Source organism: Erwinia sp. L03-1 (assembly GCF_058686115.1).
Window position 1 is genome coordinate 393,420 of record NZ_CM178762.1, and the last position, 16,773, is coordinate 410,192.

Sequence of the window (16,773 nt, forward strand, 5' to 3'; positions counted from 1 at the left end):
TCGCATGGCCCAACGTTTATTTCTTTATTAACTTCGCATAGTAGAAGCCATCGCCACCGGCTGGATCGGGGAAAACTTGCCGACCCGCTAAGGTGGTATCGCCAATCTCAATATGCACAGCATCATTATGTCGCGTCATAAATGCGGCGATCTGCAAGTGGTTCTCTTCCGGCAATACTGAACAGGTGGCATAAAGTAGAGTGCCACTGGTTTTGAGATGTGGCCAGATGGCATCCAGAATATTTGCCTGCAATGCTACGAGCTCTGCGATATCACGGTCACGACGTAACCATTTAATGTCAGGATGACGTCGTATTACGCCGGTGGCAGAGCAGGGCGCATCAAGCAGAATGCGGTCAAACTGGGTTTCTCCGCACCATTCTGCCGGTGTTCTGCCATCGCCGACTTTAACGTCGGCTGACAAATTAAGTCGCTGAAGATTTTCACTGATACGGGAAAGCCGCTGGGCATCAACATCCACAGCCAACACGGTTGCCTGTGGTGCCGCTTCGAGGATATGGGTCGTTTTTCCGCCAGGTGCAGCACACAGATCCAGAATCGATTCACCATTCTGTGGATCCAGCAGTGATACACAGCCCTGGGCTGAAGCATCCTGAACCGTCACCCATCCCCCGGCGAAGCCCGGCAGCTGGCTTACACCACAGGGGACTTCAAGCCTCAGCGCGTCGGGGTGCTCAGGATGCGGGACAGCGCTTTTACCCGCATCCTGTAGAAGAGAGAGCCAGGCATCACGGGTATGATGCTGCCGGTTAACCCGCAGCCACATAGGCGGTCGCTGGTTATTAGCGTCAACAATCTGACGCCATCGATCGGGCCATGCCAGTTGTAGCCTCGTCAGCAGCCATTTAGGATGGAGGTGGTTACGCTCATCGCTATTCATTGCCTCAGTGAGGGCTTCCTGCTGGCGCAGGAACTGACGCAGCACGCCGTTAATAACCCCTTTAAACTGCTGGCGTTTCAGAGCGACGGCACCTTCCACCGTTTCAGCCAGCGCGGCGTGGGCAGGTATACGAGTAAATATCAGCTGATAAAGCCCAACCATAATCAAAAAATGTATGGTGCGTTGTTTTCCTGTTAAAGGTCGCTCCATTAGCTGGCCGATCAGCCACTCAAGCTGAGGAAGCGTACGCAACACGCCATAACAGAGCTCCTGAAGCAGAGCGCCATCTTTTTCCGCAAGGGACTTCTGGGCAGCGGGCAGTACATTGCTCAGGGACTGCCCCTGCTCGACCACTTTCTCAATGGTCTGGGCAGCAACGCTGCGCAAATTAGTCATTTTTTTCATAAGGGATCGCAAGTCAAAATCAGCCCGACATAAAGCCGGGCGATGTATCAGGCAAGGATATTGCCCGGAATGAACCAGTCACGGCGGGAATTGAGGAGATCCTGAACCGGCATGGCTTTTTTACCCGCAGGCTGGAGCTCTTCGATATTCAGTACGCCGTCTGCCGTTGCAACCTGAATACCCCTTTTATCAGCCTGGACTATCTCACCAGCCTGTTTATCCACGTGCGGCAGAACCGATGCTTTCCATACTTTCACCGGTTGCTCGTCAACGACAAAATAACTGACTGGCCATGGATTAAAGGCGCGAATGCAGCGTTCAAGCTGTGACGCAGATAGCGACCAGTCCAGCCTGGCTTCTTCTTTACTCAGTTTTTCTGCGTAGCTAACCAGTGCTTCGTTCTGCACCTCAGGAACGGCCGTTCCGCTGGCGAGCTGCGCGAGGGTATCCAACATGCCCTTAGGACCCAGGTCAGCGAGCTTGTTGTACAGCGAGGCGCTGGTATCCTCAGGCTCAATCGGACAGGAGAGCTTACGCAGCATATCGCCGGTATCCAGGCCGACGTCCATTTGCATAATAGTGACGCCGGTTTCACTGTCCCCTGCCCACAATGAACGCTGAATAGGCGCCGCGCCGCGCCATTTGGGAAGGAGTGAGCCATGCACGTTTATGCAGCCCAGACGAGGCATTGCCAGCACCGCCTCCGGTAAAATCAGGCCGTAGGCGACCACGACCATAACATCAGCATGAAGCTGGGCAACCCATTGCTGATTCTCTTCGGGACGCAGTGATTTAGGCTGGAAAACAGGCAGACCATGCTGCTCTGCAAGCTGTTTAACCGGACTGGCCGTGAGCTTATTGCCACGCCCGGCAGGGCGGTCCGGCTGGGTGAAAACACCCACTACGTTGTGGCCGGATGACAGTAGCGCAGCAAGATGGCGCGCGGCAAAATCGGGTGTTCCGGCAAAAATAATTTTCAGGGAGTCAGACACGCTCTTACCTTTTAATGGCACGGGTTAATCACGCGCGCTCTGGCGATAAAGTTTTTCCAGTTTCTGACGGATACGCTGGCGCTTCATTGGCGACAGATAATCAATAAACAGTTTGCCGACCAGATGATCCATCTCGTGCTGGATACAAATCGCAAGCAGGTCATCCGCTTCAAGCTCGAAGCTAATGCCTTCACGGTTCAAAGCGCGTATTTTTACCTTCTCGGCGCGGGGAACCAGCGCGCGCTGCTCAGGAATAGAAAGACATCCCTCTTCAATACCTGTTTCGCCGCTCTTTTCAAGCATTTCCGGGTTAATCAACACCAGGCGCTCATCACGATTCTCAGAAACATCGATAACAATAATACGCTGATGGATATCAACCTGGGTGGCAGCCAGACCAATGCCTTCCTCGGCGTACATCGTTTCGAACATATCATCCACGATACGCTGGACATTAGCATCGACTTCTTTAACGGGTTTCGCGACGGTGCGTAGGCGCTCGTCAGGAAAATGTAATACCTGTAAAACTGACATAACTTTCCAGATCTGTGTTCAAGGGATTAGATGTTTATAACTCTTATTGTAGACATTTCAGGGCATGATTGACAGCATTCCTGCTCGGTTAGGGAGGGGCTGAGAGGCCTCTGACAAGGATGTAGCAATGACACCCATGGAGATTTGGTTACGCCTCTCGTGCGTTAAGGGTTTACCACGTCAGCACTGTCAGCAGATTGTTGAAATGTTGCTTCTCCAGCCAGCGGTAACAGAGAGGGAATTGGGCTTAATCGGTTTTTCGCCAGTGCAAAAGGAAGCCTTCCTTTATTATGACCGTACCATTATTTCTGAAGCCCTTAACTGGCTTGAGCAGCCCCAACGCTATTTTATTACCTGTGCCAGTCCACTCTATCCTGAGCGGTTAAGGCAGATAGCCGACTTCCCGACGATACTCTTCGTTGAAGGCGACCCAGGGCTCCTTTCAACGCCGCAAATTGCGATTGTGGGTAGCCGTAACTGCTCGCCTTATGGCAGATGTTGGGGAACCTGTTTCGCTCAGGCGCTCGCATTAAGCGGCCTGACTATTACCAGCGGCCTGGCGCTGGGTATCGACAGCGTGGCTCATCGCGCTACGCTGGAGGTCAAAGGCAAAACGCTTGCCGTCTTAGGCAGCGGGCTGAAATGTATCTATCCCCGCCGTCATGCTCAACTGGCTAAAGATATTATCGCGGGAGGGGGAGCGCTGGTGTCTGAATTCCCTTTATCCGCGCGCCCCATGCCTTACCATTTCCCACAGCGCAACAGAATTATCAGCGGGCTCAGCCTCGGGGTATTAGTCGTCGAAGCATGTATGAAGAGTGGTTCTCTGGTTACGGCACGACTGGCGTTAGAACAAAATCGGGAAATCTTCGCATTACCGGGTGCTATTGGTAACCCGGGCAGTGAAGGCACGAACTGGCTCATTCAGCAGGGCGCACTGTTAACTGCTCATCCCAATACTATTCTTGAACAACTCAATAGTGAACTGGACTGGTTACCCGACCCTCAACCAACATATTCTGCCGACGAGGGTAATACGGCATTGCCATTTGCCGATGTGTTGACTAACGTAGGAGATGAGGTTACACCTGTTGACGTCGTCGCTGAACGTGCCGGCCAACCTGTGCCAGCCATCGTAGCTAAGCTGCTTGAGTTGGAGTTAGCAGGGTGGATCGCAGCTGTACCCGGCGGCTATGTCCGATTGAGGAGGGCAAGCCATGTTCGACGTACTAATGTACTTATTTGAAACGTATATCCATAGCGAAGCAGAAATGCGCGTTGATCAGGATAAATTGACAGACGATTTGACCGATGCAGGTTTTCATCGTGAAGACATTTATAATGCGTTGAACTGGTTGGAAAAGCTTGCAGATTATCAGGACGGCTTAGTTGCGCCAATTCTGCTCGCGACCGATCCGCTGTCTATGCGTATCTACACCGATGAAGAGAGCCAGCGTTTAGATGCCAACTGCCGGGGTTTTATTTTGTTCCTGGAGCAAATACAGGTACTTAATCTTGAAACCCGCGAAATGGTTATCGAACGTATAATGGCGCTGGATACACTTGAGTTTGATCTTGAGGATCTCAAATGGGTTGTATTGATGGTGCTGTTTAACATCCCTGGATGTGAAAACGCTTATCAAAAGGTGGAAGAACTTCTTTTCGACGTCAATGAAGGAATTGTGCACTAGGAGCTTCTCCGGTGTTTTAAAACTATGAATAAAACAGCGCTTTTCGCTGTGCGAAAAAATGAACCCTGCCCCCAATGTGGGGCAGAACTGGTTATTCGCTCCGGGAAACATGGCGCTTTTCTTGGATGCGCTCATTATCCCGAGTGTGACTACGTACGCCCTTTAAAAAAACAGGCTGAAGGGCACGTGGTAAAAGTGCTTGAGGGACAATACTGTCCAGCGTGTCACGAAGAGCTTGCGCTGCGCCAGGGACGCTACGGAATGTTTATTGCCTGCAGCCGTTACCCCCAGTGTGAGCATACTGAACTTATTGATAAGCCCGATGAAACTTCAATTAAGTGTCCTCAGTGCCAGCAGGGTCATCTGGTTCAGCGTCGATCGCGGTATGGGAAAACCTTTCACGCCTGCGATCGTTACCCTGACTGCCAGTTTTCGCTGAATGCCACGCCGGTAGAGGGGGAGTGTGAAGTGTGTCATTTTCCACTGTTAGTTGAGAAAAAGACGACGCAGGGGGTAAAACGCTTTTGCGCCAGTAAAGTTTGTGGAAAGCCAGTAACAGCAGGTACAAGCAGTGACGAATAATGTTTTAACTGAATCAGCGATCCTGTGTCTTGAGCGGCTACGTAAGGGGACCGTTATCGCCTATCCCACTGAAGCAGTATTTGGTCTGGGGTGCGATCCCGATAGCGAATCTGCGGTGGCGCAGCTTCTACGCTTAAAGAAGCGCCCTGTGGAAAAGGGGCTTATCCTGATTGCCGCTGATTATCACCAGCTCCAGCCCTATATTGATGATGCGCAGCTTTCTGTGGCGCAAAAAGAGAGAATGTTCGCGAGCTGGCCAGGACCGGTAACCTGGGTTGTTCCCGCTAGTTCTGATACGCCTGCGTGGCTGACAGGACGTTTTGAGTCTCTTGCCATTCGGGTCAGCGATCATCCCCTTGTTCAGCAAATTTGCCGGAACTTTGGTAAACCCCTGGTATCGACCAGTGCGAACCTATCGGGCTTTCCGCCCTGTCGGACGGCTGCTGAAGTCGGCGAGCAGTTTGGTGTAGATTTTCCCGTTCTGTCAGGGGAAACCGGAGGGCGACTTAATCCTTCAGAAATTCGCGATGTCTTAACCGGCGAACTCATTCGTCACGGGTAACGTTATATGAAGCAGAATTTTACCGTTTTCGGTAATCCGATTAGCCACAGTAAATCACCGCGAATTCATCAGCTCTTTGCCGAACAGACAGGTCGTGACCATGCATATGGCTCCACGCATACCCCCCTGGATGGTTTTACCCACACTCTAAATGATTTCATCGTGCGTGGAGGAAAGGGGGCGAACGTAACCCTGCCTTTTAAAGAACAGGCGTATGAACTGGCTGGAGAACTTACGGAGCGTGCTGCGCTTGCGGGCGCGGTCAATACCCTAAAGTTACTGGAGGATGGACGGCTGCTGGGGGATAACACGGACGGTATTGGGCTTCTGGCAGATCTACAACGGCAAGATCTGATCAAGTCTACGGATCGGATCCTGCTGATTGGGGCGGGTGGCGCTGCGCGTGGCGCAATACTTCCCCTTCTCTCCTGGGGTTGTTCGCTAACGATTACTAATCGCACCGCCTCAAAAGCTCAGGCGCTTGCAGAGGTTTTTGAGCATACCGGCGGGGTTATATGGAGCGACATAGAGACGCTGCAGGATAAACACTTCGATCTGATTATTAATGCGACTTCAAGCGGAATTGGCGGTGATATTCCCGCGTTGCCTTCTTCACTCATTTCGGTGCAAACGCGCTGCTATGACATGTTCTATCAAACGGGCGATACGCCCTTTATTCGCTGGTGTCGGCAGCATGGCGCAAGTCAGTTAGCAGATGGTCTGGGAATGCTGGTGGGGCAGGCGGCTCACTCCTTTCTTTTATGGCATGGAGAAATGCCGGATATCGAGCCGGTAATCGCCGTGCTCAGAGCGGAACTTCAGGAATGAATCAGGCTATTCAGTTCCCCGACCGCGAAGAGTGGAATGAAGACATAAAGGCCATTTGCTTTCCAGCTATGGTAAATGGCCTGATGATGGTGTGCGCAATAAGCGGCGAATCTTTGCTTCGCCGTTTTGGTGATGGGCAACCTGCGCACGTTAGCTTTAGTCTTCACCGCTGGGATCTTGAGGAAGAAGCCGAGCAGCTTATAAAAGAAGGATCGGAAGACGATCAGGGTTGGTTCTGGCTATCCTGAGTGAGATAGTCATTTTTCCAACGGACATAATTACCTGAAGAGTAGAGCAGACCGGCGATCTCTGATTCCGTAAGTGGTCGCACCTGCCTGACCGGGCTGCCTAAATAGAGGAAACCGCTTTGCAAACGCTTTCCTGGTGACACCAGCGTTCCCGCACCTATGATCACATCACTTTCAATGATGGCACCATCCAGCAAAATTGACCCCATTCCGACCAAAACCCTGTCGCCGATTGTACAGCCGTGCAGCATCGCTTTATGGCCAATCGTGACATCTTCCCCAATGATTAAAGGAAAACCTTCAGGATCGGTTGAAGAACGATGAGTGACATGCAGTATGCTGCCATCCTGAATGTTACTTCGTTTGCCAATATGAACGCGGTTAACGTCGCCGCGGATAGCAACCAGTGGCCAGACACTAACATCATCCTCCAGCCTTACATCTCCAATCACTATGCTTGAATCGTCGACCATTACCCGCTGACCAGTCTGGGGAAAGGTATTTTTATAGGGTCTCAGTTTTGCGGACATGGCTGTCTCTCTTAAAAGAAGGTAACCGAAGCGTAACGCCGTAAACTCTTTACAGGCAATGACTGCTAATAAATATGAAGTATTTTTGTGCGGATCGTCTTAGATCTGCGCGAAAGGAGTGAAAATTCAGCGGGCGATAAGAAAGATCGAAAAAAGGCTTGTGCTCTCAGACGGGATCCCTATAATGCGCCTCCATCGACACGGAACAACGGCTTACAGGCCGCCGGGTTGAGAGGGTCAGGAAGCTGAACCGCCGGAGAAAAACTTCCCAAAAAGAAGTTGACTCTGAAGGAGGAAAGCGTAATATACGCCACCTCGCAGCAGGCCGCCAAGGCGCCAGCCGCACCGCTCTTTAACAATTTATCAGACAATCTGTGTGGGCACTCGCAGGATTGATATCAGCGCCGCAAGGTGCAAAAAAATATCAAGTCTTAAGAGTGAACACATAATGAAATTCATTATGACGTTTTACACTTGAGCATCGCTTCACTTGTTGAAGCAAATCGAACTTTTAAATTGAAGAGTTTGATCATGGCTCAGATTGAACGCTGGCGGCAGGCCTAACACATGCAAGTCGAACGGTAGCACAGGAGAGCTTGCTCTCTGGGTGACGAGTGGCGGACGGGTGAGTAATGTCTGGGAAACTGCCCGATGGAGGGGGATAACTACTGGAAACGGTAGCTAATACCGCATAACGTCTACGGACCAAAGTGGGGGACCTTCGGGCCTCACACCATCGGATGTGCCCAGATGGGATTAGCTTGTTGGTGAGGTAATGGCTCACCAAGGCGACGATCCCTAGCTGGTCTGAGAGGATGACCAGCCACACTGGAACTGAGACACGGTCCAGACTCCTACGGGAGGCAGCAGTGGGGAATATTGCACAATGGGCGCAAGCCTGATGCAGCCATGCCGCGTGTATGAAGAAGGCCTTCGGGTTGTAAAGTACTTTCAGCGGGGAGGAAGGGAGTGAGGTTAATAACCTCGTTCATTGACGTTACCCGCAGAAGAAGCACCGGCTAACTCCGTGCCAGCAGCCGCGGTAATACGGAGGGTGCAAGCGTTAATCGGAATTACTGGGCGTAAAGCGCACGCAGGCGGTCTGTCAAGTCGGATGTGAAATCCCCGGGCTCAACCCGGGAACTGCATTCGAAACTGGCAGGCTAGAGTCTTGTAGAGGGGGGTAGAATTCCAGGTGTAGCGGTGAAATGCGTAGAGATCTGGAGGAATACCGGTGGCGAAGGCGGCCCCCTGGACAAAGACTGACGCTCAGGTGCGAAAGCGTGGGGAGCAAACAGGATTAGATACCCTGGTAGTCCACGCCGTAAACGATGTCGACTTGGAGGTTGTTCCCTTGAGGAGTGGCTTCCGGAGCTAACGCGTTAAGTCGACCGCCTGGGGAGTACGGCCGCAAGGTTAAAACTCAAATGAATTGACGGGGGCCCGCACAAGCGGTGGAGCATGTGGTTTAATTCGATGCAACGCGAAGAACCTTACCTGCTCTTGACATCCACGGAATTTGGCAGAGATGCCTTAGTGCCTTCGGGAACCGTGAGACAGGTGCTGCATGGCTGTCGTCAGCTCGTGTTGTGAAATGTTGGGTTAAGTCCCGCAACGAGCGCAACCCTTATCCTTTGTTGCCAGCGATTCGGTCGGGAACTCAAAGGAGACTGCCGGTGATAAACCGGAGGAAGGTGGGGATGACGTCAAGTCATCATGGCCCTTACGAGCAGGGCTACACACGTGCTACAATGGCGCATACAAAGAGAAGCGACCTCGCGAGAGCAAGCGGACCTCACAAAGTGCGTCGTAGTCCGGATCGGAGTCTGCAACTCGACTCCGTGAAGTCGGAATCGCTAGTAATCGTGGATCAGAATGCCACGGTGAATACGTTCCCGGGCCTTGTACACACCGCCCGTCACACCATGGGAGTGGGTTGCAAAAGAAGTAGGTAGCTTAACCTTCGGGAGGGCGCTTACCACTTTGTGATTCATGACTGGGGTGAAGTCGTAACAAGGTAACCGTAGGGGAACCTGCGGTTGGATCACCTCCTTACCTGAAGATACTTTCCCGCGTAGTGTCCACAACAGATTGTCTGATAGAAGTAATGAGCAACAGTACAGAGTCCCCATCGTCTAGAGGCCCAGGACACTGCCCTTTCACGGCTGTAACAGGGGTTCGAATCCCCTTGGGGACGCCATCTCCTGATAATGAGTGAAAGACATTATCAACCGTATCTCAAAGCTGATTCTGCCTGATGGCGAGTCATGTTTGAGATAACTGCTCTTTAATAATCCGGAACAAGCTGAAAATTGAAACGACGTATCGTTTTCATTCTCCGTAATAAGAATGAAATAACACGATATGGTCGGGTCTCTCAAATGCTTACTCCTCAGAAAGCTGAGGGCTGAGTGAACGGCTGAAATGCAAGGCGCCCGGCGCACAGCAACGCGGAGTGGACTTTATGTCCATGAGCAGTTGCGAGCACCGGAGCAACGCCGCAGTTCAGACGGGTCACGCAGCCAGAATCTTCTGGGTTGTGAGGTTAAGTGACTAAGCGTACACGGTGGATGCCCTGGCAGTCAGAGGCGATGAAGGGCGTGCTAATCTGCGATAAGCGCCGGTAAGGTGATATGAACCGCAACAACCGGCGATACCCGAATGGGGAAACCCAGTGTGTTTCGACACACTATCGCAACATGAATACATAGTGTTGCGAGGCGAACCGGGGGAACTGAAACATCTAAGTACCCCGAGGAAAAGAAATCAACCGAGATTCCCCCAGTAGCGGCGAGCGAACGGGGAGGAGCCCAGAACCTGAATCAGTTTGTGCATCAGTGGAAGCGTCTGGAAAGTCGCAGGGTACAGGGTGACACTCCCGTACACAAAGATGCACTTGCTGTGAGTTCGAAGAGTAGGGCGGGACACGTGATATCCTGTCTGAATATGGGGGGACCATCCTCCAAGGCTAAATACTCCTGACTGACCGATAGTGAACCAGTACCGTGAGGGAAAGGCGAAAAGAACCCCGGCGAGGGGAGTGAAACAGAACCTGAAACCGTGTACGTACAAGCAGTGGGAGCACCTTCGTGGTGTGACTGCGTACCTTTTGTATAATGGGTCAGCGACTTATATTCTGTAGCAAGGTTAACCGTATAGGGGAGCCGCAGGGAAACCGAGTCTTAACTGGGCGTTAAGTTGCAGGGTATAGACCCGAAACCCGGTGATCTAGCCATGGGCAGGTTGAAGGTTGGGTAACACTAACTGGAGGACCGAACCGACTAATGTTGAAAAATTAGCGGATGACCTGTGGCTGGGGGTGAAAGGCCAATCAAACCGGGAGATAGCTGGTTCTCCCCGAAAGCTATTTAGGTAGCGCCTCGTGAACTCATCTCCGGGGGTAGAGCACTGTTTCGGCTAGGGGGCCATCCCGGCTTACCAACCCGATGCAAACTGCGAATACCGGAGAATGTTATCACGGGAGACACACGGCGGGTGCTAACGTCCGTCGTGAAGAGGGAAACAACCCAGACCGCCAGCTAAGGTCCCAAAGTCATGGTTAAGTGGGAAACGATGTGGGAAGGCACAGACAGCCAGGATGTTGGCTTAGAAGCAGCCATCATTTAAAGAAAGCGTAATAGCTCACTGGTCGAGTCGGCCTGCGCGGAAGATGTAACGGGGCTAAACCATGCACCGAAGCTGCGGCAGCGACACTTACGTGTTGTTGGGTAGGGGAGCGTTCTGTAAGCCGTTGAAGGTGGACTGTGAGGTCTGCTGGAGGTATCAGAAGTGCGAATGCTGACATGAGTAACGATAAAGCGGGTGAAAAGCCCGCTCGCCGGAAGACCAAGGGTTCCTGTCCAACGTTAATCGGGGCAGGGTGAGTCGACCCCTAAGGCGAGGCCGAAAGGCGTAGTCGATGGGAAACAGGTTAATATTCCTGTACTCGGTGTTACTGCGAAGGGGGGACGGAGAAGGCTATGTTAGCCGGGCGACGGTTGTCCCGGTTTAAGCGTGTAGGCTGGTGTTCCAGGTAAATCCGGAATGCCTTAAGGCTGAGGCGTGATGACGAGGCACCACGGTGCTGAAGTAACAAATGCCCTGCTTCCAGGAAAAGCCTCTAAGCATCAGGTAACAACGAATCGTACCCCAAACCGACACAGGTGGTCAGGTAGAGAATACCAAGGCGCTTGAGAGAACTCGGGTGAAGGAACTAGGCAAAATGGTGCCGTAACTTCGGGAGAAGGCACGCTGGTGTGTAGGTGAAGCGACTTGCTCGCGGAGCTGAAGCCAGTCGAAGATACCAGCTGGCTGCAACTGTTTATTAAAAACACAGCACTGTGCAAACACGAAAGTGGACGTATACGGTGTGACGCCTGCCCGGTGCCGGAAGGTTAATTGATGGGGTTATCGCAAGAGAAGCTCCTGATCGAAGCCCCGGTAAACGGCGGCCGTAACTATAACGGTCCTAAGGTAGCGAAATTCCTTGTCGGGTAAGTTCCGACCTGCACGAATGGCGTAATGATGGCCAGGCTGTCTCCACCCGAGACTCAGTGAAATTGAACTCGCTGTGAAGATGCAGTGTACCCGCGGCAAGACGGAAAGACCCCGTGAACCTTTACTACAGCTTGACACTGAACATTGAGCCTTGATGTGTAGGATAGGTGGGAGGCTTTGAAGCGTGGACGCCAGTCTGCGTGGAGCCAACCTTGAAATACCACCCTTTAACGTTTGATGTTCTAACCTGGCGCCATAATCTGGCGTGGGGACAGTGTCTGGTGGGTAGTTTGACTGGGGCGGTCTCCTCCTAAAGAGTAACGGAGGAGCACGAAGGTCAGCTAATCACGGTCGGACATCGTGAGGTTAGTGCAATGGCATAAGCTGGCTTGACTGCGAGAGTGACGGCTCGGGCAGGTGCGAAAGCAGGTCATAGTGATCCGGTGGTTCTGAATGGAAGGGCCATCGCTCAACGGATAAAAGGTACTCCGGGGATAACAGGCTGATACCGCCCAAGAGTTCATATCGACGGCGGTGTTTGGCACCTCGATGTCGGCTCATCACATCCTGGGGCTGAAGTAGGTCCCAAGGGTACGGCTGTTCGCCGTTTAAAGTGGTACGCGAGCTGGGTTTAGAACGTCGTGAGACAGTTCGGTCCCTATCTGCCGTGGGCGCTGGAAGATTGAGAGGGGTTGCTCCTAGTACGAGAGGACCGGAGTGAACGCACCACTGGTGTTCGGGTTGTCATGCCAATGGCATTGCCCGGTAGCTAAGTGCGGAAAAGATAAGCGCTGAAAGCATCTAAGCGCGAAACTTGCCTCGAGATGAATCTTCCCTGACCCTTTAAGGGTCCTGAAGGGACGTTGAAGACTACGACGTTGATAGGCCGGGTGTGTAAGCGCAGCGATGCGTTGAGCTAACCGGTACTAATGACCCGTGAGGCTTAACCTTACAACACCAGAAGCGTTCTGGTGAGTGTTGAGAGACAGAAAGACAATTTTCAGCTTATCCGGAAAGAATTAAGCTGTTCTGCATATTACGCATGCGGGACAGAGCAGGAGATTTTATCTGCCCTGCGGACCTTATTCCGCGGAGTGTGATTTAAAAGATTAGCGGGAACGAAAGAGTTTGTGCTGAAGCAGTGCGGCAAACGCAGCGAAGGAAGGAGCATACTGAAGTATGTGACCGAGTTTGCAGGTGCGGCCAGTGCAGCAGCAGCGCAAAATATTCGTTCCGTGCACCAAGATTTGCCTGGCGGCTGTAGCGCGGTGGTCCCACCTGACCCCATGCCGAACTCAGAAGTGAAACGCCGTAGCGCCGATGGTAGTGTGGGGTCTCCCCATGCGAGAGTAGGGAACTGCCAGGCATCAAATAAAGCGATAACCCTGACCTCACGGTCAGGGTTTTTTGCGTTATGGAGCCGGGAAATTATTCGGCCGGAGTCAGGATTAAGCGTCCGGGGGCCGGGAAGTGCGCTCACAGTCAGGATTATGCGTCCAGGGGCCGGGAATTGCGCTCAGGATCAGGATTACAGCATTCAGGCCCCGCTCGCGGTCATGACTGTTACGTGCTGGTCTGTAAATCAGCCCGTAACCTTCACTCAGTACCGGCAGCGCGGCGCTGTTTTTTCAGCCACCGAGCAATAAAATCCACCACGGTATCCACCGCATTCAGATCCAGCAGTGGCACCCGGTACCCCCATACGCTTTCGCCCAGAAATTCTCAGGGAGGGTGAGCAGGGCCGATGGAAACATACATCACCCCCCATGAATAGCCCGATAACCCCCTGATAAAGACGGGCAAAAGTGCGTTCTGACCGTTGATTCGCGAAGTATCCCTGTACTGCGCCTGCCTTACAACCTCGCTACAATCGCTGGAGGTCATCTTATCCTTCATGTATGAACAAACCAATTTTATTCGTACCACACAACAGGACTATATTGTCCTCAGCCAGCCCGTTATATCGGATTCTGCTTCTGCTTCTGCTACCTCACAATCTCTTATATCCACCATTTGGCCAGACTCATTGAATGGTCGTAATGCACGTAAAATAGTTAGCCTGTCCCAGTACTTCAGCCAGAAACCGAGTCCCGACATGATAATTTCTCTCTGAGCGCAGGCGGTGTCGATGAAAAAAAATCGTTTACCGAATAATGAATTCCTTTGTCATCAAACAGGCTGAGCTGCGAACATGTATGCTGGCCGTCAGCCGTAAGCTGATTATCTCTGACGCCACCTCTCCAGGCGGCATAAGACATACGGTGGGTTTTCACGTATCAAACTGAAGCAGAGCGTGCCCACAGATAGGGTTGCCAGACAATCACAAGCGCGTTATAGAGTGATGGTAACTATCTATAGATAGGAATACAGAGCAGGAGAGAAGTAAAAGGAAGGAGATAAAGGGAGCAAGCGATAAGGGGAGAAAGAGAGAAGGAACATTGAGCCAGCTAAGCGGCTGGCTCAGGCCATAAAAGACAAATCAATACAGTGACGTAGTACCGGCTGGGCGCGTTTTGAAACGGCGATGCAGCCACATGTACTGATTAGGAGCACGCATAATTTCACGCTCAATGACTTTGTTCATATAAGCAGCGGAGCGCTGCTCATCTTCAATCGGATAATCCTTGAGTTCCGGTTGGATAACCAGCTCGTAACCGCCACCGTCTTCATTGCGGATCAGCACCACGGTTATCATTGCGGGCTTCGCCATACGGGCTATCATCCATGTACCACTGGTCGTTGCGGCTTCAGGCACGGCAAACAGCGGGGCGAATACGCTGCCTTTTGGGCCATAGTCCTGGTCAGGCGCAAACCAGACGGCTTCTCCCTGCTTCAGTGCATGCACCATGCCTCGCAGGTCACGACGGTTGATCATCGCCTTATTAGAGCGCATGCGTCCTTTGGTCTGAACCCATTCCATCAGCTTGTTATTGTGCGGACGATACATAGCCATCATCGGCTGGCACAGGCCCATTGCCCGGCCACCCAGCTCAAGTGACATAAAATGCACGCCGATTATCAGCGCCCCACGCCCGTCCTGTTGAGCTTCGCGAAGATTATGCAGGCCGTTGACTTTGAACCAGCGGCGAACGCGGCGATCGGACCAGAACCAGGCCATGCCCGTCTCCAGCAGACCCATACCGAGTGATTCGAAGTTCTTTACGATACGCTTTTCAAGCTGATCCGCGGGCATATCAGGGAAGCAGAGTTCCAGATTACGTCGGGTAATACGAATGCGGCGCTTAAGAAAGCGCATAGAAGTGCGGCCCATCCACGTACCCAGCTTCTCGAGGAAAGGGAAGGGCAACTGAACAAGTAAAAACAGCAGTCCCAATCCGACCCACGTTACAAAATAACGAGGATGCATCAGGCCTAAGGTAAAACGAGGTGAAACCTTCATATTTCTCTCTTTTAGCGTACAAGGGGGGGTAGCGCCAAAAGATATACATCACCAGCGATACACTAATTTGGACAACTGTATCGTCAGGAAGTTAGTTCGGCAAACGGCACTTTACACAAACAAGACAATTCTGAGGAAGATTAACCCATAAAAAAGGCGCTAACAGTAAGGTAGCGCCTTGATGACAATAAACCCGACTTAGTTCATGCCGTATTTTTTCAGTTTTTTACGCAGCGTACCGCGGTTGATACCCATCATCAGGGCTGCACGTGTCTGGTTGCCACGGGTGTATTGCATCACCATGTCCAACAGTGGCTGTTCTACTTCAGCCAGTACCAGCTCATACAGGTCATTCACATCCTGACCATTCAGTTGAGCAAAATAGTTCTTCAGTGCCTGTTTGACCGAATCACGAAGTGGCTTTTGAGTCACCTGATCCTGTGAGTTCACGGTGGAAACGGTCAGTACGTCAGAATTTACGCGTTGTTCGAACATAGTTCTGTCAGCTCTTTATTTCTATTACGCAAGATTTTCGAAGTATGCCTCCAACGCCTCCAGCTGTTCGCTGGCATCCTCAATGGCGTTGAATGTGCGCCGAAACTGGTCGTTTGGGGCGTGCTCCTGGAGATACCAGAAGACGTGCTTTCGGGCAATACGATATCCTTTGCGTTGACCATAAAAGTCATGCAGTTCCCGTAGGTGCCCGATAAGCAAGCGCTTAACTTCAGCTAATGGCATCGGTGCCAGCAGCTCCCCAGTGTCCAGATAGTGCTGGATTTCCCGGAAGATCCAAGGTCTTCCCTGAGCCGCTCGTCCTATCATCAGGGCATCAGCCCCCGTATAATCAAGAACGGCTCTGGCTTTATGCGGGTCAGTAATGTCCCCATTCGCGATAACGGGAATGGAAACGTTCTGCTTAACTGTCCGAATGCTGTCGTATTCAGCGTTGCCGTTGAACATACAGGCGCGAGTACGGCCGTGTATGGTCAAAGCCTGAATGCCACAGCGTTCAGCCAATTGGGCAATCTCTACACAGTTGCGGTTGTCTGTGTCCCAGCCGGTGCGAATTTTCAGCGTAACGGGGATATCTACTGCGTTCACCACCGCAGAGAGGATAGACTTCACCAGCTCCGGATGCTGTAACAGGGCGGATCCCGCCATCTTACGATTCACTTTCTTGGCCGGACAACCCATATTAATGTCGATAACCTGCGCGCCAGATGCAGCATTAACGCGTGCGGCTTCAGCCATATCTACCGGGTCACAACCGGCAATTTGCACGGTACGAATACCGGGCTCGTCACTGTGTACCATGCGCAGCCGGGATTTATCGCTCGCCCAAACTTCAGGGTTTGACGACAGCATCTCGGATACGGTCATACCAGCACCCATTGCATAGCAAAGAGTCCGGAAAGGCCTGTCGGTAATCCCGGCCATTGGTGCTGCAATCAGACGATTGCGAAGCTGGTGATTTCCTATGCGCATGAAAAAAAAGTGACCATTGTGTGTCCGCAAGGCGGCGTATATTACGCATTTTTTCAGTAAGATGAAAGGCCAAACTTTGAACAATTGCCTTTAACAAAGCATGGTCAGGGTGGCGCAA

General features: G+C 52.0%; 13 protein-coding genes, 1 tRNA gene and 3 rRNA genes. 10 read left to right on the top strand and 7 right to left on the bottom strand.

Annotated elements, in window-relative coordinates; translation table 11 throughout:
- Window positions 1-16 precede the first annotated feature (16 nt).
- Genes rsmB through def form a run of 3 tightly spaced genes read right to left on the bottom strand, consistent with a single transcriptional unit; the run spans window position 17 to window position 2,832 of the window.
- Window positions 17-1,306 (bottom strand): 16S rRNA (cytosine(967)-C(5))-methyltransferase RsmB, encoded by a 1,290-nt coding sequence (gene rsmB, locus AC4PCC_RS01830; RefSeq protein ID WP_492126210.1) that lies wholly within the window; start codon window positions 1,304-1,306, stop codon window positions 17-19.
- 47 nt (window positions 1,307-1,353) lie between these two features.
- Complete coding sequence (gene fmt, locus AC4PCC_RS01835; RefSeq protein WP_345829208.1) at window positions 1,354-2,298, bottom strand: methionyl-tRNA formyltransferase; 945 nt, start codon at window positions 2,296-2,298, stop codon at window positions 1,354-1,356.
- 24 nt (window positions 2,299-2,322) lie between these two features.
- On the bottom strand, window positions 2,323-2,832 hold the full coding sequence (gene def / locus AC4PCC_RS01840) for a peptide deformylase (RefSeq protein WP_067709972.1): 510 nt from the start codon (window positions 2,830-2,832) through the stop codon (window positions 2,323-2,325).
- 127 nt (window positions 2,833-2,959) lie between these two features.
- On the opposite strand from def, the gene dprA reads away from it, so the two are divergent.
- Genes dprA through AC4PCC_RS01870 form a run of 6 tightly spaced genes read left to right on the top strand, consistent with a single transcriptional unit; the run spans window position 2,960 to window position 6,743 of the window.
- Window positions 2,960-4,078: a DNA-protecting protein DprA gene (gene dprA / locus AC4PCC_RS01845; RefSeq protein ID WP_492126211.1), complete on the top strand. Its 1,119-nt coding sequence runs from the start codon at window positions 2,960-2,962 to the stop codon at window positions 4,076-4,078.
- On the top strand, window positions 4,050-4,523 hold the full coding sequence (gene smg / locus AC4PCC_RS01850; RefSeq protein ID WP_067709976.1) for a DUF494 family protein Smg: 474 nt from the start codon (window positions 4,050-4,052) through the stop codon (window positions 4,521-4,523). Before dprA ends, smg begins: the two co-directional genes overlap by 29 nt.
- A 24-nt stretch (window positions 4,524-4,547) precedes the next feature.
- Window positions 4,548-5,105, top strand: a complete 558-nt coding sequence (locus AC4PCC_RS01855; protein WP_067709978.1) for a DNA topoisomerase family protein — start codon at window positions 4,548-4,550, stop codon at window positions 5,103-5,105.
- Window positions 5,095-5,667 carry an L-threonylcarbamoyladenylate synthase type 1 TsaC gene (gene tsaC, locus AC4PCC_RS01860; RefSeq protein ID WP_492126212.1) on the top strand — a complete coding sequence of 191 codons (573 nt, stop codon included), beginning with the start codon at window positions 5,095-5,097 and terminating at the stop codon, window positions 5,665-5,667. The genes AC4PCC_RS01855 and tsaC overlap by 11 nt, the downstream gene beginning before the upstream one ends.
- A 6-nt stretch (window positions 5,668-5,673) precedes the next feature.
- Window positions 5,674-6,495, top strand: a complete 822-nt coding sequence (aroE, locus tag AC4PCC_RS01865) for a shikimate dehydrogenase (RefSeq protein WP_492126213.1) — start codon at window positions 5,674-5,676, stop codon at window positions 6,493-6,495.
- Window positions 6,492-6,743 (top strand): DUF1488 family protein, encoded by a 252-nt coding sequence (locus tag AC4PCC_RS01870; protein WP_492126214.1) that lies wholly within the window; start codon window positions 6,492-6,494, stop codon window positions 6,741-6,743. The genes aroE and AC4PCC_RS01870 overlap by 4 nt, the downstream gene beginning before the upstream one ends.
- Here AC4PCC_RS01870 and AC4PCC_RS01875 read toward each other — a convergent pair.
- Window positions 6,719-7,273 (bottom strand): gamma carbonic anhydrase family protein, encoded by a 555-nt coding sequence (locus AC4PCC_RS01875; RefSeq protein WP_492126215.1) that lies wholly within the window; start codon window positions 7,271-7,273, stop codon window positions 6,719-6,721. The two genes, AC4PCC_RS01870 and AC4PCC_RS01875, sit on opposite strands and share 25 nt — an antisense overlap.
- A 513-nt stretch (window positions 7,274-7,786) precedes the next feature.
- On the opposite strand from AC4PCC_RS01875, the gene AC4PCC_RS01880 reads away from it, so the two are divergent.
- The 4 genes from AC4PCC_RS01880 (at window position 7,787) to rrf (ending at window position 13,136) form a co-directional block, all read left to right on the top strand.
- Window positions 7,787-9,328: ribosomal RNA gene (locus AC4PCC_RS01880) — 16S ribosomal RNA — on the top strand.
- 69 nt (window positions 9,329-9,397) lie between these two features.
- Window positions 9,398-9,473, top strand: a tRNA-Glu gene (locus AC4PCC_RS01885).
- Between the two features lie 343 nt (window positions 9,474-9,816).
- Window positions 9,817-12,721 (top strand): 23S ribosomal RNA (locus AC4PCC_RS01890).
- A 299-nt stretch (window positions 12,722-13,020) separates the two neighbouring features.
- Window positions 13,021-13,136, top strand: a 5S ribosomal RNA gene (rrf, locus tag AC4PCC_RS01895).
- Together the 16S, 23S and 5S rRNA genes with 1 tRNA gene alongside form the textbook arrangement of a ribosomal RNA operon.
- A 1,113-nt stretch (window positions 13,137-14,249) precedes the next feature.
- Here the strand turns inward: rrf and lpxP are convergent.
- The 3 genes from lpxP to dusB form a co-directional block, all read right to left on the bottom strand.
- The gene (gene lpxP, locus AC4PCC_RS01900) at window positions 14,250-15,170 is read right to left on the bottom strand and encodes a kdo(2)-lipid IV(A) palmitoleoyltransferase (protein WP_492126216.1); all 921 of its coding nucleotides are present in this window, start codon (window positions 15,168-15,170) and stop codon (window positions 14,250-14,252) included.
- Between the two features lie 198 nt (window positions 15,171-15,368).
- Complete coding sequence (gene fis / locus AC4PCC_RS01905) at window positions 15,369-15,665, bottom strand: DNA-binding transcriptional regulator Fis (protein WP_000462905.1); 297 nt, start codon at window positions 15,663-15,665, stop codon at window positions 15,369-15,371.
- Between the two features lie 24 nt (window positions 15,666-15,689).
- Window positions 15,690-16,655: a tRNA dihydrouridine synthase DusB gene (gene dusB, locus AC4PCC_RS01910; RefSeq protein WP_492126217.1), complete on the bottom strand. Its 966-nt coding sequence runs from the start codon at window positions 16,653-16,655 to the stop codon at window positions 15,690-15,692.
- Window positions 16,656-16,773 lie beyond the last annotated feature (118 nt).

Coding starts and splice junctions, on each gene's coding strand:
- rsmB (WP_492126210.1), bottom strand. CDS start 1,306: ATGAAAAAAATGACTAATTTGCGCAGCGTTGCTGCCCAGACCATTGAG.
- def (WP_067709972.1), bottom strand. CDS start 2,832: ATGTCAGTTTTACAGGTATTACATTTTCCTGACGAGCGCCTACGCACC.
- dprA (WP_492126211.1), top strand. CDS start 2,960: ATGACACCCATGGAGATTTGGTTACGCCTCTCGTGCGTTAAGGGTTTA.
- smg (WP_067709976.1), top strand. CDS start 4,050: ATGTTCGACGTACTAATGTACTTATTTGAAACGTATATCCATAGCGAA.
- AC4PCC_RS01855 (WP_067709978.1), top strand. CDS start 4,548: ATGAATAAAACAGCGCTTTTCGCTGTGCGAAAAAATGAACCCTGCCCC.
- aroE (WP_492126213.1), top strand. CDS start 5,674: ATGAAGCAGAATTTTACCGTTTTCGGTAATCCGATTAGCCACAGTAAA.
- AC4PCC_RS01870 (WP_492126214.1), top strand. CDS start 6,492: ATGAATCAGGCTATTCAGTTCCCCGACCGCGAAGAGTGGAATGAAGAC.
- AC4PCC_RS01875 (WP_492126215.1), bottom strand. CDS start 7,273: ATGTCCGCAAAACTGAGACCCTATAAAAATACCTTTCCCCAGACTGGT.
- lpxP (WP_492126216.1), bottom strand. CDS start 15,170: ATGAAGGTTTCACCTCGTTTTACCTTAGGCCTGATGCATCCTCGTTAT.
- fis (WP_000462905.1), bottom strand. CDS start 15,665: ATGTTCGAACAACGCGTAAATTCTGACGTACTGACCGTTTCCACCGTG.
- dusB (WP_492126217.1), bottom strand. CDS start 16,655: ATGCGCATAGGAAATCACCAGCTTCGCAATCGTCTGATTGCAGCACCA.